Origin of the sequence: Methylobacterium sp. WL69, assembly GCF_008039485.1 — a bacterium.
GTDB lineage: Bacteria > Pseudomonadota > Alphaproteobacteria > Rhizobiales > Beijerinckiaceae > Methylobacterium.
This window is the reverse complement of the sequence record NZ_VRUZ01000025.1, coordinates 1-14,471: the sequence shown is the minus strand read 5'-3', so window position 1 is coordinate 14,471 and position 14,471 is coordinate 1. Positions and strand designations below refer to the sequence as shown.

Here is a 14,471-nt window from a genome sequence, read left to right as displayed (position 1 = left end):
CTGCGACGCGCGCGCTGCCGGTCGCGTCCCGATCGGGCGATGCCGTCGCCGACCTGCGCGAAGCGATCCTGGCCAAGCTCGCCTACGCCGTCGGCAAGAGCCCGCAGAACGCCCGCGAGCGCGACTGGTTCGCCGCCACCGCCCTGGCCCTGCGCGACCGCATCGTCGATGCCTGCATGGCGAGCGGCGAGGCGGTGCCGAACAAGCGCGTCTACTACCTCTCCCTCGAATTTCTCATCGGCCGCCTGCTCTCGGACGCCATGAACAATCTCGGCCTCGTCGAGACCACCCGCGCGGCGCTGCGCGATCTCGGCATCGATCTCGACACCGTCGAGGGGGCCGAGCCCGACGCGGCCCTTGGCAACGGCGGCCTCGGGCGTCTGGCCGCCTGCTTCATGGAGAGCATGGCGAGCCTGTCGATCCCGGCCATCGGCTACGGCATCCGCTACGATCACGGCCTGTTCCGGCAATCCCTCGAGGATGGCTGGCAGAAGGAGGCCCCCGAGACCTGGCTCGCCGAGGGCAACCCTTGGGAGTTCGTGCGCCCGGAGGCGACCTACACCATCGGGTTCGGCGGCCACGTCACCATGTCGTCGGTGTCCGAGGGCGTCATCCGCCGCCACTGGCACCCGGCCGAGACCGTGCGGGCCGTGGCCCACGACGTGCCCGTGGTGGGCTGGCGCGGGCGCCACGTGAACACCCTGCGCCTGTGGAAGGCCGAGGCCGAGGCGCCCGTCGAGCTCGCCCGCTTCAACGGCGGCGACCATGTCGGGGCCGTGGCCGACCGCGCCCGGGTCGAGGCGATCTCGCGGGTGCTCTACCCCAGCGATTCCTCCGATGCCGGCCAGGAACTGCGCCTGCGCCAGGAATACTTCTTCACCTCCGCCTCCCTGCAGGACCTCGTGCGCCGGCACGTGGCCGAGCGCGGGGATCTCCGCACCCTGCCCGACCACGCCGCGATCCAGCTCAACGACACCCATCCGGCCATCGCCGTGCCGGAGCTGATGCGCCTCCTACTGGAGGATCACGGCTTCAACTGGGAGGATGCCTGGCACGTCACCACCAACACCCTCGGCTACACCAACCACACCCTGCTGCCCGAGGCCCTGGAGACGTGGCCGGTGGAGCTGATGGAGCGGGTGCTGCCGCGCCACATGCAGATCATCTACCTCATCAACTGGATGCACCTCGAGGAGCAGGGCCGGCACGGCCGGGCGGATGCGGCGCAGCTCGCCTCCGTGTCCCTCATCGAGGAAGCCAACGGCAAACGGGTGCGCATGGGCCACCTCGCCTTCCTCGGCGCGCGCCGGGTCAACGGCGTCTCGGCCCTGCACACGGATCTCATGCGCTCGACGGTGTTCAAGGACCTGCACGCCCTCGACACGGACAAGATCGTCAACAAGACCAACGGCATCACCTTCCGCCGCTGGCTGCACAACTGCAATCCGGAGCTGACCCGGCTCGCCGTCGAGGCCGTCGGGGACGGCGTCCTCGACAATCCCGAACTCCTGACGGGCCTCGCCGACCACGCGTCCGATCCCGCCTTCCAGGAGCGCTACCGGGCCATGCGCCGCGGCCGCAAGGAGGCGCTCGCCCGGGTGGTGGCCGAGCGCACGGGGATCGTCGTCGATCCGTCGAGCCTGTTCGACGTGCAGATCAAGCGCATCCACGAGTACAAGCGCCAGCTCCTCAACGTCATCGAAACGGTGGCGCTCTATCAGGCGATCAAGGCCGAGCCGCACCGGGACTGGACGCCCCGGGTCAAGATCTTCGGCGGCAAGGCCGCGCCGAGCTACGTCCAGGCCAAGCTCATCATCAAGCTCGCCAGCGACGTCGCCCGGGTGGTCAACGACGATCCCGATGTGGCCGGACGCCTCAAGGTGGTGTTCCTGCCGAACTACTCGGTGAGTCTCGCCGAATCGATCATCCCGGCCGCCGACCTCTCCGAGCAGATCTCCACGGCCGGCATGGAGGCCTCGGGCACGGGCAACATGAAGCTGGCGCTCAACGGGGCGCTGACCATCGGCACCCTCGACGGCGCCAACATCGAGATCCGCGACCATGTCGGCGCGGACAACATTTTCATCTTCGGCCTCGACGCCGCCGGGGTGCAGGCCCGCATGAACGAGCCGGGTTACGCGAAGGCCGCCATCGCCGCCTCGCCACGCCTCGCCGCCGCCCTGGACCTCATCGGCACGGGCGGATTTTCGCCGGACGATCCCGCCCGGTTCCGGCCCATCGTCGACAGCCTCGTCCACGACGACCGCTACCTGCTCACAGTCGACTTCGACGATTACTGGCGCGCCCAGCGCGCCGTCGACGCGGCCTGGAACGATCCGGCGACGTGGTGGCGCTCGGCGATCCTCAACACCGCCCGGATGGCGTGGTTCTCCTCCGACCGCTCCATGCGGGAATACGCCGAGGAGATCTGGCGGGTCCGCGTGGCCTGACGCCACCGACCGAGCGCCCCGGCCGATCCGCATCGGCTGGGGCTGCTTGCATCAGGGGTTCAATGCGCCGTGCCGAAGGCGGCGAGCAGACGGCTGTGCTGGGCGGCCACGGGGCTCGCGACGGCAACCGGCGTCGGACGCTCGTCGGTGATCACGGTGTCGAGGTGCAGGATGCGGGCATGCATCCGGCGCGAGCGCACGATGAGGTCCTGGAGGCGCGCCGGCAGGATGCCGAACACGTCGGCCTTGAACGGATCGGGCGTGGCGAGGCGCACGCGGGTCTTCTCCTCCAGGGCCTCGTTGGGGGTCAGCTCCCCCTCGGCCACGGCGCGCTGTACCAGGAGCCAGGAGGCGATCTGCATGAGGCGAGTGGTGAGCCGCATGGTCTCGCTGGCGTAGCTCAGGGTGCCGTCCCGCGACATCAGGCGCGATTCCTCGCGGCCCTCGCCGTCGAGATAGGCGGCCGCCTCCTCCACCATGGTCATGCCTTCGCGAAACAGCGTCTTGAAGGCGTCCGAGCCGACATAGGTGTCACCGAAGTTGACCCAGTCCCGCTCGTCCCGGAATGTGACGTCGAATCCGTTCATCGTGCCTCCCATGCGGCGACCGGCCGGCCTGTCGTCCCGGACTGGGACATCGGCGGCGCCGTCCCCGTGTGTTGCGCAATGCTAACGCCGCAAGCCGGCCGACGCGCCCTTAAGCCGTGGTTAACCTTAATCGGGGCGCCTCCGATCCGGCGGTTTCATGCCCCTCGGACGGAGCGCGCGCGTTGACTCCGCGCCGGCCATCCGCCATAAGCCGCGCCATCGCGACGCGGCGCTCTTCTGGGCGCTGTTCGCGCTTGCAGACACATTCTGGACGCGTGACGGGGCCTGCACTGGCGGTGAAGCCTGCGGCACCCATCCTCGGCCATCGGAGATCGCGCCGTGAAGAGAACCTATCAGCCCAGCAAGCTCGTGCGTAAGCGTCGTCACGGCTTCCGTGCCCGTATGGCCACCGCCGGTGGCCGCAAGGTGATCGCGGCCCGCCGCTCCCATGGCCGCAAGAAACTGTCGGCCTAAGATCAAGGTATCGCGCCGCCTTCGCGCGGCGCGTCCCGCATGGACCCGGCCCCGGGCCGCGAGATCGGATCGGCCGTGTCGACGATCGGACGGTTGACCCAGCGCAAGGACTTCCTGGCCGCGGCGGGAGGCCGGCGTTTCCATACGGAGCGCTTCTCCGCCCAAGGGCGGTTGCGCGACGTCGCGGAGCCCGAGGCTTCGCTTCAGGTCGTCGCGCAAGAAAGCCTGCGAATCGGCTTCACCATCACCAAGCGCGTCGGGCATGCCACGGAGCGCAACCGCATCCGGCGGCGCCTGCGCGCCGCCGTGCTTGCTGCGGCCGATGCTCTGCCGAATCCGGCGGCCGACATCGTGGTTGTCGCCCGACGCCCGGCCCTGTCGGCGCCCTTCGCGACGCTGATCGAAGACCTGCGCCGTGCCGTGCCCATCGTGACGAAGCCGCAGGCGCGCAAGGAATCTTCGGACCCTGACCGCCCGGCTTCGCGGCGCGGTCGTGGCAAGGGGACGTCTGGCGCATCGGGCGCGATGCCGCTATTGGCCTCTGGCCCCGAGGCGGCCCAGACGGCCCGCGCCACGGCGCCCTCCCCCATTCCCAACGCATGCGACGGACCGACCGATGGGTAATGACAAGACGAACATGATCGTCGCGATCGCCCTGTCGCTGGCGGTCCTGCTCGGCTGGAACTACTTCATCGCCGCGCCGCGCGTGGAGCAGCAGCGGCAGGCCACGCTCCAGGCCCAGGCGCTCCAGGGCAAGGCCGCGACCTCGCCCGACGGCGTCCCGAGTGCCAGCCCGAAGGAGGGTGGCCCGGCCGCCCCCGTGCCCGGCACCCTGCCGGGCGCCGCCGGCGGCACCCAGGGCGGCGTCGAGCCCCGCGAGGCGGTCATCGCCCGCTCGCCCCGCGTGACCATCGACACGCCGGCGCTCTCCGGCTCCATCGCCCTCAAGGGCGCGCGCATCGACGACGTTCTGCTGAAGAACTACCACGAGACCGTGGACGACAAGAGCCCGCGCATCGTGCTGCTGTCGCCGACCGGGACGGCCAATCCGTATTACGGCGAATTCGGCTGGGTCGGCCAGAATGCCGGTCCCCTGCCGGGCAGCGACACGGTCTGGACCGCCGACGCCACCACCCTGTCGGTCGGCAAGCCCGTCACCCTGAGCTTCGACAACGGGGCCGGCCTCCTGTTCCGCCGCATCATCGCGGTGGACGACAAGTTCATGTTCACGGTCCGCGACGAGGTCGAGAACAAGGGTGCGGCCGCCGTGAGCCTGTACCCGTATGGCCTGGTCTCGCGCTGGGGCAAGCCGACGACGCAGGGCTACTACGTGCTCCACGAGGGCATGATCGGCGTGCTCGGCGCCGAGGGCCTGCAGGAATACACCTACGACCACCTCGCCAAGGAGCCCGTGCTCGGCAACGTCGCCACCAAGGGCAAGTCGTGGGCCGGCGTCACCGGCGGCTTCGTCGGCATCACCGACAAGTACTGGGCCGCCGCCGCGATCCCCGACCAGGCCGCGCCCTACACCGGCAGCTTCACCGAGCGCACGGACGGGGCGACGAAGGTCTATCAGGCGAGCGTGCTCGGCGGCGTGCGCGTCGTCGATCCCGGCGCCACGGCCACCGCGACGCAGCAGCTCTTCGCCGGCGCCAAGGAAGTCAACACCATCAACGGCTACCAGAAGGACCTCGGCATCGAGAAGTTCGATCTCATGATCGATTGGGGCTGGTTCCACTTCATCACCAAGCCGATGTTCCGGGCGCTCGACTTCTTCTTCCACCTGTTCGGCAATTTCGGCGTCGCGATCCTGGTCGTGACCCTGTGCCTCAAGCTCCTGTTCCTGCCCATCGCCAACAAGTCCTACCAGTCCATGGCCAAGATGAAGGCCGTGCAGCCGGAAATGGCTTCCATCCGCGAGCGCTACGGCGACGACAAGCTGAAGCAGCAGCAGGCGATGATGGAGCTCTACAAGAAGGAGAAGATCAATCCGGTCGCCGGCTGCTGGCCGGTGCTGATCCAGATCCCGGTGTTCTTCGCCCTCTACAAGGTGCTGTTCATCACCATCGAGATGCGGCACGCGCCGTTCTTCGGCTGGATCCAGGATCTGGCCGCGCCCGATCCGACGAGCTTCCTCAACCTGTTCGGCCTGCTGCCCTTCGCGGCCCCGGACATCGTCCATCTCGGCATCTGGCCCATCATCATGGGCATCACGATGTTCATCCAGATGAAGATGAACCCCGCGCCGCCGGACCCGGTCCAGGCGCAGATCTTCACCTTCATGCCGATCGTGTTCACCTTCATGCTCGGCTCGTTCCCGGCCGGCCTGGTGATCTACTGGGCCTGGAACAACACCCTCTCGGTGATCCAGCAATACGTCATCATGCGCCGCAACGGCGTGAAGGTGGAGTTGTGGGACAACATCTCGGGGATGTTCAAGAAGAAGCCCGCCGACAAGAACGCGGTCGCCAAGAACTGATCTTTTTGACAAGAACTGATCTTCTGGGCGAGCCGCCGTCCCGCGATCGGCGGCACGGCGCTGCACCCGCACCACACCGGTCCTTCCCGTCTCGGCGACGGGGAGGACCGTCCTGTTTCTCGCGTGTCGGCTTGTTGATGGCGGATACGCCCGCTTCCGAACGGTCCCACGCCATGTCCCAAGCCGACACCCAAGCCGAAGACGCCGCACTCCTGGAGTCCGGCCGCCTGCTGTTCGCGGGGGCCGCCGACTTCCTGTCCTCGGCCCCCACGGTCGTCGCCCTGCCGCCCATGAAGGGTGTCGAGATCGCCTTCGCGGGCCGCTCCAACGTCGGCAAGTCGAGCCTCGTCAACGCGCTCACCGGCCGCAACACCCTGGCGCGGACCTCGCACACGCCCGGCCGCACCCAGCAGCTCAACTTCTTCGACATCGGCGGGCGCCTGACCCTCGTCGACATGCCGGGCTACGGCTACGCGGCGGTGGAGAAGACCAAGGTCGAGGCCTGGACCGACCTCATCCACGACTACCTCAAGGGTCGCGCCAACCTCGCCCGGGTGTTCATGCTCATCGATTCGCGCCATGGCCTGAAGAGCATCGACACCGATGTCCTCGACGGCCTCGACAAGGCCGCCGTGAGCTATCAGGTGGTGCTGACCAAGGGCGACGCCCTGAAGAAATCCGAGGTCGAGGCCCGCATCGAGAAGACCCGCGAGGCCCTGTCGAAGCGCCCGGCCGCCTATCCGGAGATCCTGATCACCTCGAGCCGCGACGACCGCGGCGTGCCGGAACTGCGCGCCAGCGTCGCCCGGCTGCTCGCCGAGCGCGGCGCGTGACCCTCCCCGACCGCATCCTCCTGGCACTGGGCGCCCTTGCCGGGCTGCTGGGCGTCGCGGCGAGCGCGGCGGCGGCCCACATCGCCGGGGCCGACAGCCTGAAGACGGCCGCGCAGTTCCTGCTGTTCCACGCCCCCGCCATCCTCGGACTGGTGGCCCTGGCCGCCACGGGCACGACGCACCGCCGCGTCACGCGGCTGGCCGCCGCCGCCCTCGTGCTGGGACTCGTCCTGTTCTCCGGCGACCTCGCCCTGCGGGCGCTCCACGGCACGCCGCTGTTCCCCATGGCGGCCCCGATCGGTGGTTTCGCGCTGATGGGGGGATGGTTGCTGGCGGCCGTGGCGGCGTTCGTTCCGGTCCGGGTCCGGTAGGAGAACCGGCGCGTGCCCCAGCTACGACCGACCCGATGAGCATCGTCTTCAACGAACAGACCAAACTCCTCGCGACCGCGCTCAACACGGCGGCGACATCCTGCTTCACCGTCGGGATCGCGACGCCCGTGGCCGGCTACATCTACAATGTCAGCAATCTGCAGGTGACGCTGAAACCGCTTTCCCTGATGCTGGGGATTGGCGGTTGGCTTACCGCTGCGACCATCCTACATCTTCTGGCGAGGCGCACGCTGAAGGAGCTCACGCCATGAACGAGCTGGCCATTCTCGCATTCGTCGTCACGCCCGCCATCGTCGTCGTGATGGGATATGTCGCCGTTCGCCTGCACGAGGCCGCGGGCCGTCGTCAGGCGCGCGATCCGGTTCCGACGTCGAACCGTGCCGCCGGCCAGCAGGGACGATAGGACATCGAGACCTATCCGACCAACGGCGGCAATTGCGGCTCTGCCCCCTCCGGCAGGGCCGTCCGAGCCACGTTCATGCTCATGGCGAGCAGCGTGTAGTAGCCGTTGATCCCGGCCATCTCGATGGCACCCTGCTCTCCGAACGTCTCCACGACCCGCGCGTAGGTCACGTCGCTCACGGACCGGTTGCGGTGAAGCTCCGTCGCGAAGGCGTAGACCAGGGCTTCGTCCGCCCCCATGGCGTCGGGCCGCCGTCCGTCGCGGATCGCCGCGACGATGTCCGCCGCCAGACCGGCCTCCACGGCGATGGGCGCATGGATGTGCCACTCCAGCTGCTGCGTCCATTCCCGCGCCGTGATCAGGATGATGAGCTCGGACAGGTGCAGGGGCAGCACGCTGCGGTAGCGCAGGTGCAGCCCCATGGTGCTGGCGTTGGTCATCAGGTCCGGGCTGCGGAGCAACGGCACGAACGGCCCGAAGACCGGCCCCTTGCGCGCGGCGCGGAAGGCGGCCGACGCCGCCTTCTGGGCGTCGGTCAGCCGGTCGGCCGGGATTTCCGGCATGCGGTCGGGCGCGGACACGGTGCGCCCTACGGCATCACGGGGGGATGATAGGTCAGGGTGAAGGCGAGCGCCCAGAGCAGGAACAGCACCACCGGCAGGTGGATGATGAGCTGCAGGAAGCTGAAGCCGACGATGTCGCGGGCCTTCAGGCCGAGGATGCCCAGCAGCGGCAGCATCCAGAACGGGTTGATGAGGTTCGGCAGGGCCTCGGCCGCGTTGTAGACCATCACCGCCCAGCCGAGATGGACCTGCAGCTCGTTGGCCGCCTGCATCACGTAGGGCGCTTCCAGCAGCCACTTGCCGCCGCCGGACGGCACGAAGAAACCGAGCACCGCCGAATAGACGCCCATGGAGATGGGGAAGCTGCCCGTGGTGTTGAGGCTGACGAAGGCGTGGGTGATCACGTCGGAGACGGAGGTGCCGGCGCCGTTCTTCGGTCCCGTCAGCATGGCGGAGATGGCGGCGTAGAACGGGAACTGGATCAGCACGGCGGCGGTGGCCGGCACGGCCTTGCCCACGGACCTGAGGAAGTTCTTCGGGCGCCAGTGCAGGAGCAGGCCGAGGGTGAGGAACAGGAAGTTGTAGGTGTTGAGGCTCGAGATCGCGGTGATCCACGACTGCCGGGCGAATTCCTGCACGAGCCAGCCGACCGCCAGCACGGCGAGGAGCAGGGTCAGGATCGGCGAATGCTCGAGCCACTCGCTCGGCTGGCTCGGGCGCGCGGTGTCGGGCTTTTCGCGGGAGACGTCGACGCCCATGGATTCGGCCGTGACGGCGTTGGCCGGACCGGGCGCCGAGACGTAGGCGATGATGATCGAGATCACGAACAGGATCACGGCGATCAGCATCGACTGCCACAGGAAGATCGTCTCGCTGAACGGGATCACGCCGGTGATGGCCAGCAGGTTCTTGGGCAGGCTCGCCGGATTGGCCTGGAGCTGGGCCGCCGAGGAGCTGAGGCCCATAGCCCAGGTGGCGCCGAGGCCGAGATAGGCGGCGGCGCCGGCGGCGCGGTAATCCATCTTGAGGTCCGTGCGGCGCGCGAGCGCCCGAGCCAGCAGACCGCCGAAGATCAGGCTCAGCCCCCAGCTCAGGAACGACGATAGCATGGTCGCCGCCGCCACCAGGCCGACGGCGCCGCGCCCGCTCTTCGGGATCGCCGCGAGGCGATCGATGAGGGCCTGCACCGGGGGGGCGGTGGCGACGACGTAACCGCCGATGGTGACGAAGGCCATCTGCATGGTGAACGGGATCAGGCTCCAGAACCCGTCGCCGAAGCTCTTGGCGATGGCCGCCGGCGGGGCGCCGTTGGCGAGCGCGCCAAGCGCCACGATCACCACCGCGATGGCGACGAACACGAACGCATCGGGAAACCACTTTTCCGCCCAGGCGGTGAAGCGGATGCCGAGGCGCGACAGGGCCCCCTCGGTGGCCGTGTCTCCTGTCGGACCGGAAGGCGGGCGTGGGGTGTTGGACATGGGCGCGATTCCACGGTCGTCCGGAGGCGGGTGCGCCATCTTGCGCAAACACCGGCCACGCTCAAGCGCGCTGGGGCGGCCATGAACACGAACGACGCGGGATGTCAGTCGACTTGGGCATCCTTCGACCGGGGCATCTTTGCGGTTCCTTATGGAATGGTCCGGCAGAGTGGCCGAGGTCGATGGAAGACCGGGGCGATCGCACCGGACGGGGGGATGTGATGTCGAAGGCGTCAGGGGATATCGCGTTCGATCGGCTGATGGCGGGCCGGCGCGCCCACACCCAGACCGTGCGCGACCTCACGGCGGCTACGGATGCCACGCGATCCGCGTCGTCCGACGGGAAGGCCTTCGGCAGCGGCCGGACCTGGCTCGTCGCCGCCGCCGCCAACATCGCCATCGTGCTCGGCGTGGCGTTCTGCGTCGTCCTCGGGCCGCCCCTCCTCGAATGTCGGCACCATCCTGAGATCGGGTTCTCCGCCGGTGATGGTTTCCAGGGCTGCGCCCGAAAGGCGACGGCCGAGCGCCTCGATCGCCTGGAAAGCCAGCTCCGGATGATGGTCCTGGGCTCGGGCCGCTGAGCCGGCGACCCGAGGGGCGGGGGTTCACGGGCCAGCCGCGCGAAAACGCTTGAAACGGGATCGCGACGGGACTACTTGAAGGTCATCAGTTCTGGTTGCAGTCTTGAGGCTGCGGTTCGGGAGTGGGCCCCACCGGGTCCGCTCTTTTTTATTGCCGCAATGCCTCGCGCCGCCGGATCACCTCACGCAAGGCCGGACGTAGCACCCAGCATGGCGGACACTCCCGAAAAACGTCTGATCACCGAGACCGGCGTCGCCGCGCGCGTCGTCCAGGTCATCGAGGCTTCCATCGAGGGCCTGGGCTTTCGCGTGGTCCGGGTGCGGGTTTCCAGCGCCAACGGCTGCACGGTGCAGATCATGGCCGAGCGGCCGGACGGCACCATGTCGGTGGACGATTGCGAGGCGGTGAGCCGGGCGATCTCGCCGCTCCTCGACCTCGACGACCCCATCGGCAAGCCGTACTACCTCGAGATCTCCTCGCCGGGCATCGACCGTCCCCTGGTGCGGGCCATCGATTTCGAGCGCTGGGCCGGCTACGAGGCCAAGATCGAGCTGGCCGTGCCCCTCGAGGGTCGCAAGCGGTTCCGTGGGATCATCCGCGTCCCCAATCCCGACGGGCTCACGGTGCCCATCGACCTGCCCGACGTGAAGGAAGGCCTGCCGAGCCGGATCGATCTGCCCTTGCGCGATCTCGGCGACGCCTACCTCGTCCTGACCGACGATCTGGTGCGCGAGTCCCTGCGCCGGGGCGGCGGCCCGCCGCCGATGCTGGACGACGAGGACGCGGACGAAGACGGCCCCGAGGCCGAGCCGGCGCCGCCCCTCAAGAAGAAGATCTCACGGCCCCTCAAGCCGAAGGCTTCGGCCCGGCCCAAGCCCGAGAAGATCGAGACCGAGGCGAGCCTCGCCATCAAGGCCCAGAACAAAGCCAAGCCCATCCGCACCAAGGCGGTGCGGGTGAAGGACGACGGCAAGCTTCACTAGAAACGCCCTGATCGCGCCCGGGAAAAACGGGCGCAATCACGAAAACATCTCACGCCGAAGAGAAGGACGAAAACCGATGGCCGTCGTCAGCGCCAACAGGCTCGAACTCCTGCAGATCGCCGAAGCAGTCGCGCGCGAGAAGGTGATCGACCGCTCCATCGTCATCGACGCCATGGAGGAGGCCATCGCCAAGGCCGCCCGCTCGCGCTACGGCGCCGAGACGGATGTGCATGCCGAGATCGACCCGAAGACCGGGGCGCTGCGCCTGTCGCGCCACCTCGTGGTGGTGGATCAGGTCGAGAACGACGCCCGCGAGGTCACCCTCGATCAGGCCCGGCGCTACAATCCGGGGGCGCTCGTCGGCGACGTCATCTCCGACACCCTGCCGCCGTTCGATTTCGGCCGCGTCGCAGCGCAATCGGCCAAGCAGGTCATCGTCCAGAAGGTGCGCGACGCCGAGCGCGACCGCCAGTTCGACGAGTACAAGGACCGTATCGGCGAGATCGTCAACGGCCTGGTCAAGCGCGTCGAGTACGGCAACGTCATCGTCGATCTCGGCCGCGGCGAAGGCATCGTGCGCCGCGACGAGATGATTCCCCGCGAGACCTTCCGTCCGGGCGACCGCATCCGCACCTACCTGTTCGACGTGCGCCGCGAGGTGCGCGGGCCGCAGATCTTCCTCTCGCGCTCGCACCCGCAATTCATGGCAAAACTCTTCGGCCAGGAAGTGCCGGAGATCTACGACGGCATCGTCGAGGTGAAGGCCGTCGCCCGCGATCCGGGCTCGCGCGCCAAGATCGCGGTGATCTCGCGCGATGGCTCCATCGATCCCGTCGGCGCCTGCGTCGGCATGCGCGGGTCCCGCGTCCAGGCGGTGGTCGGCGAACTCCAGGGCGAGAAGATCGACATCATCCCGTGGTCGGAGGATCAGGCGACCTTCATCGTCAACGCCCTCCAGCCGGCGGAAGTGGTGAAGGTCGTGCTCGACGAGGAGGCCGACCGCATCGAGGTGGTGGTGCCCGACGACCAGCTGTCCCTCGCCATCGGCCGCCGCGGCCAGAACGTGCGCCTCGCTTCCCAGCTCACCGGCTGGGACATCGACATCCTGACCGAGGCCGAGGAATCCGAGCGCCGGCAGAAGGAATTCGCCGAGCGCACCGCCGTGTTCATGGAAGCCCTCGACGTCGACGAGACCGTCGGCCAGCTTCTCGCGGCCGAGGGGTTCCGGAACGTCGAGGAAATCGCCTACGTCGAGGCCGGCGAGCTCGCCAACATCCAGGGCCTCGACGAGGAGAGCGGCACCGAGATCCAGGCCCGCGCCCAGGACCACCTCGCCCGCGTCGAGTCGGAGTTCGACGCCAAGCGCCAGGAGCTCGGCGTGCAGGACGAGCTGCGCGAGATCGACGGCATCACCACTCCGATGCTGGTGGCGCTCGGCGAGAACGACGTGAAGACCATCGAGGATCTGGCCGGCTGCGCCACCGACGACCTCGTCGGCTACACCGAGGGGCGCGGCCCCGAGGCGACGCGCCACGCCGGCTACCTCGACGGGTTCGAGGTGTCCCGCACGGAGGCCGAGGCCATGGTCATGGCCGCCCGCGTCCATGCCGGCTGGATCGAGCCCCCGGCGGAGCCCGCCGAGGGTGATTCCGAGGAGGCCGAGGCACCCGCTTCGGCCTGACCGCACGGGTTTCGACCCCTCGACGGAGGGAACGGGTGAACCCCGTCCCCTCCGTCGTCGTTTGCGTTTCAACGTTCTCCCGGAACCGTTCCGCCGCCATGGTCCCCCACCCCGAAGATCCGACGGCCGAGGTGCCCGAGGCGGACTTGAGCGACGCGCTCGATGCCGGGCTCGGCCGTGGCCGCCAGGGTGCGGAACGGACCTGCCTCGTCACCCGCACCAAGCATCCGCCGGGCGACCTCATCCGCTTCGTCCTGTCGCCCGACGGCGAGGTGGTGGCGGACCTGCGCGCAAAACTCCCCGGGCGCGGTGCCTGGCTCATGCCGACGCGGGCGGTGGTGGCCGAGGCCCTGAAGAAGCGGGTGTTCCAGCGGGCGTTCAAGACCAAGGACGCCGTCGCACCGGCCGACCTCGCCGACCGGATCGCCGAAGGCCTGCGGGCCGACCTGCGCCAGTCCCTGTCGCTCGCCAACAAGGCCGGCTGCGTGGTGGCGGGCTTCGCCAAGGTCGAGGCCGCCATTGGTGAGAAGGCCGGCGTCGCGGCGGTGATCCAGGCCCATGACGGCAGTGCCGACGGCCGCCGCAAGATCGCGGCGGCATTGCACCGGCGCCATGCGGGTGCCATATCCCGCATTCCGGTCATCGATAGCCTGTCCAACGAAGAATTGGGCGTGGCCTTGGGCCGGGATCATGTGATACACGCGGCTCTTGTCGCAGGAGTCGGGAGTTCCGGCTGCCTTGCGCGTTGGCGTCGGCTCCGTTCCTTCGAAGGTTTGGCGACGACGGCCGAGGAGGCCGGTTCCGTCCGTTATGGGCGAACCGCTTCCGATCTGCACGACGACGAAGTGACGGATTCGCCCGGCGCACAGCAGTTTGCCGGTTCACGGGACGATGGAAACCCTCAGGGTTTGGACTGAATGAGCGATACGAACAATCCGGGCGACAAGACGCAGGCGAGACCCCCTTCGAAGCCGCTGTCCTTGAAGCGTCCGATCGAGCAGGGAACGGTGCGTCAAAGCTTCTCCCATGGCCGCACCAAGCAGGTCGTGGTCGAGACGGTGAAGCGCCGTGTCATCGGCGCGGCCCCGGCCGCCCCCGTGCGGGAAACGACACCCGTCGCTCCGGCGACGCGCGTGGCTCCCCCGCCGCCGCCGGCGGCCCCGCGGCAGGCCCAGCGCTCCGCGTCAGGCGTCGTCCTGCGGACGCTGAGCGAGCAGGAGAGCAACGCCCGCGCGGCCGCCCTCGCCGACGCCAAGCGTCGCGAGGCGGAAGCCACGCAGCGCCTGGAGGCCGAGGCCGCCGCCGAGCGCGAGCGTCTGGCTGCCGAGCAGCGCGAGCGTGACGCCGCCGAAGCGCGCAAGCGCGACGAGGAAGCCCGCCGCCGCCAGGAGGAAGAGGCCCGCGCCGCCGCGGCCGAGGAGGCACGTCGTGCCGCCGAGGAAGCGGCCAAGGAAGCGTCGAAGTCCGCCGCCGCCGAGGATGCGCCCGCTGCTGCGGCGCCGCCCGTCTCCAAGACGGCCCCGATGCCGGCGGCGCCCACCATCGTGCGCGCTCCCCCGGCCGCCC

The 14,471-nt window shown here is 69.0% G+C and carries 16 protein-coding genes; 13 read left to right on the top strand and 3 right to left on the bottom strand.

Going from position 1 to position 14,471, the window contains the following annotated elements:
* Window positions 1-14 precede the first annotated feature (14 nt).
* Entirely contained in the window at window positions 15-2,450 is a 2,436-nt protein-coding gene (locus tag FV218_RS09580; protein WP_246685055.1) for a glycogen/starch/alpha-glucan phosphorylase, read from the top strand.
* A gap of 59 nt (window positions 2,451-2,509) precedes the next feature.
* Here FV218_RS09580 and FV218_RS09575 read toward each other — a convergent pair whose 3' ends face one another.
* Entirely contained in the window at window positions 2,510-3,037 is a 528-nt protein-coding gene (locus FV218_RS09575) for a DUF1465 family protein (RefSeq protein WP_056086870.1), read from the bottom strand.
* A 339-nt stretch (window positions 3,038-3,376) separates the two neighbouring features.
* Here FV218_RS09575 and rpmH point away from each other — a divergent pair, with 339 nt between their 5' ends.
* From rpmH to FV218_RS22720, 7 genes are all read left to right on the top strand, one after another.
* Window positions 3,377-3,511, top strand: coding sequence for a 50S ribosomal protein L34 (gene rpmH, locus FV218_RS09570; RefSeq protein WP_018045311.1), 135 nt, complete (start codon window positions 3,377-3,379; stop codon window positions 3,509-3,511).
* A gap of 75 nt (window positions 3,512-3,586) precedes the next feature.
* Window positions 3,587-4,135 (top strand): ribonuclease P protein component, encoded by a 549-nt coding sequence (gene rnpA, locus FV218_RS09565; RefSeq protein ID WP_147709568.1) that lies wholly within the window; start codon window positions 3,587-3,589, stop codon window positions 4,133-4,135.
* Complete coding sequence (gene yidC, locus FV218_RS09560; RefSeq protein ID WP_147709547.1) at window positions 4,128-5,990, top strand: membrane protein insertase YidC; 1,863 nt, start codon at window positions 4,128-4,130, stop codon at window positions 5,988-5,990. The genes rnpA and yidC overlap by 8 nt, the downstream gene beginning before the upstream one ends.
* Window positions 5,991-6,163: 173 nt before the next feature.
* Window positions 6,164-6,823, top strand: a complete 660-nt coding sequence (gene yihA, locus FV218_RS09555; protein WP_056086874.1) for a ribosome biogenesis GTP-binding protein YihA/YsxC — start codon at window positions 6,164-6,166, stop codon at window positions 6,821-6,823.
* Window positions 6,820-7,194 carry a DUF423 domain-containing protein gene (locus tag FV218_RS09550; RefSeq protein WP_147709546.1) on the top strand — a complete coding sequence of 125 codons (375 nt, stop codon included), beginning with the start codon at window positions 6,820-6,822 and terminating at the stop codon, window positions 7,192-7,194. The genes yihA and FV218_RS09550 overlap by 4 nt, the downstream gene beginning before the upstream one ends.
* A 35-nt stretch (window positions 7,195-7,229) precedes the next feature.
* Window positions 7,230-7,466, top strand: a complete 237-nt coding sequence (locus FV218_RS09545; RefSeq protein WP_056086880.1) for a hypothetical protein — start codon at window positions 7,230-7,232, stop codon at window positions 7,464-7,466.
* Complete coding sequence (locus FV218_RS22720; RefSeq protein WP_187273014.1) at window positions 7,463-7,618, top strand: hypothetical protein; 156 nt, start codon at window positions 7,463-7,465, stop codon at window positions 7,616-7,618. Before FV218_RS09545 ends, FV218_RS22720 begins: the two co-directional genes overlap by 4 nt.
* Before the next feature lie 11 nt (window positions 7,619-7,629).
* On the opposite strand, the gene FV218_RS09540 is transcribed toward FV218_RS22720, so the two are convergent.
* A complete protein-coding gene (locus tag FV218_RS09540; protein WP_056086882.1) occupies window positions 7,630-8,199 on the bottom strand; it encodes a hypothetical protein in 570 nt (189 codons plus the stop codon).
* An 8-nt stretch (window positions 8,200-8,207) separates the two neighbouring features.
* Entirely contained in the window at window positions 8,208-9,659 is a 1,452-nt protein-coding gene (locus tag FV218_RS09535) for a TIGR00366 family protein (protein ID WP_147709545.1), read from the bottom strand.
* A gap of 221 nt (window positions 9,660-9,880) precedes the next feature.
* On the opposite strand from FV218_RS09535, the gene FV218_RS09530 reads away from it, so the two are divergent.
* From FV218_RS09530 to FV218_RS09510, 5 genes are all read left to right on the top strand, one after another.
* Window positions 9,881-10,240: a hypothetical protein gene (locus tag FV218_RS09530; protein ID WP_147709544.1), complete on the top strand. Its 360-nt coding sequence runs from the start codon at window positions 9,881-9,883 to the stop codon at window positions 10,238-10,240.
* A gap of 210 nt (window positions 10,241-10,450) precedes the next feature.
* A complete protein-coding gene (gene rimP / locus FV218_RS09525; RefSeq protein ID WP_147709543.1) occupies window positions 10,451-11,224 on the top strand; it encodes a ribosome maturation factor RimP in 774 nt (257 codons plus the stop codon).
* Window positions 11,225-11,300: 76 nt separating this feature from the next.
* Complete coding sequence (gene nusA, locus FV218_RS09520; protein ID WP_147709542.1) at window positions 11,301-12,905, top strand: transcription termination factor NusA; 1,605 nt, start codon at window positions 11,301-11,303, stop codon at window positions 12,903-12,905.
* A gap of 146 nt (window positions 12,906-13,051) precedes the next feature.
* Window positions 13,052-13,822 carry an RNA-binding protein gene (locus tag FV218_RS09515; RefSeq protein ID WP_246685052.1) on the top strand — a complete coding sequence of 257 codons (771 nt, stop codon included), beginning with the start codon at window positions 13,052-13,054 and terminating at the stop codon, window positions 13,820-13,822.
* Window positions 13,823-14,471 (top strand): translation initiation factor IF-2 associated domain-containing protein (locus FV218_RS09510; RefSeq protein WP_187273013.1); only part of this gene is annotated, 649 nt, incomplete at its 3' end.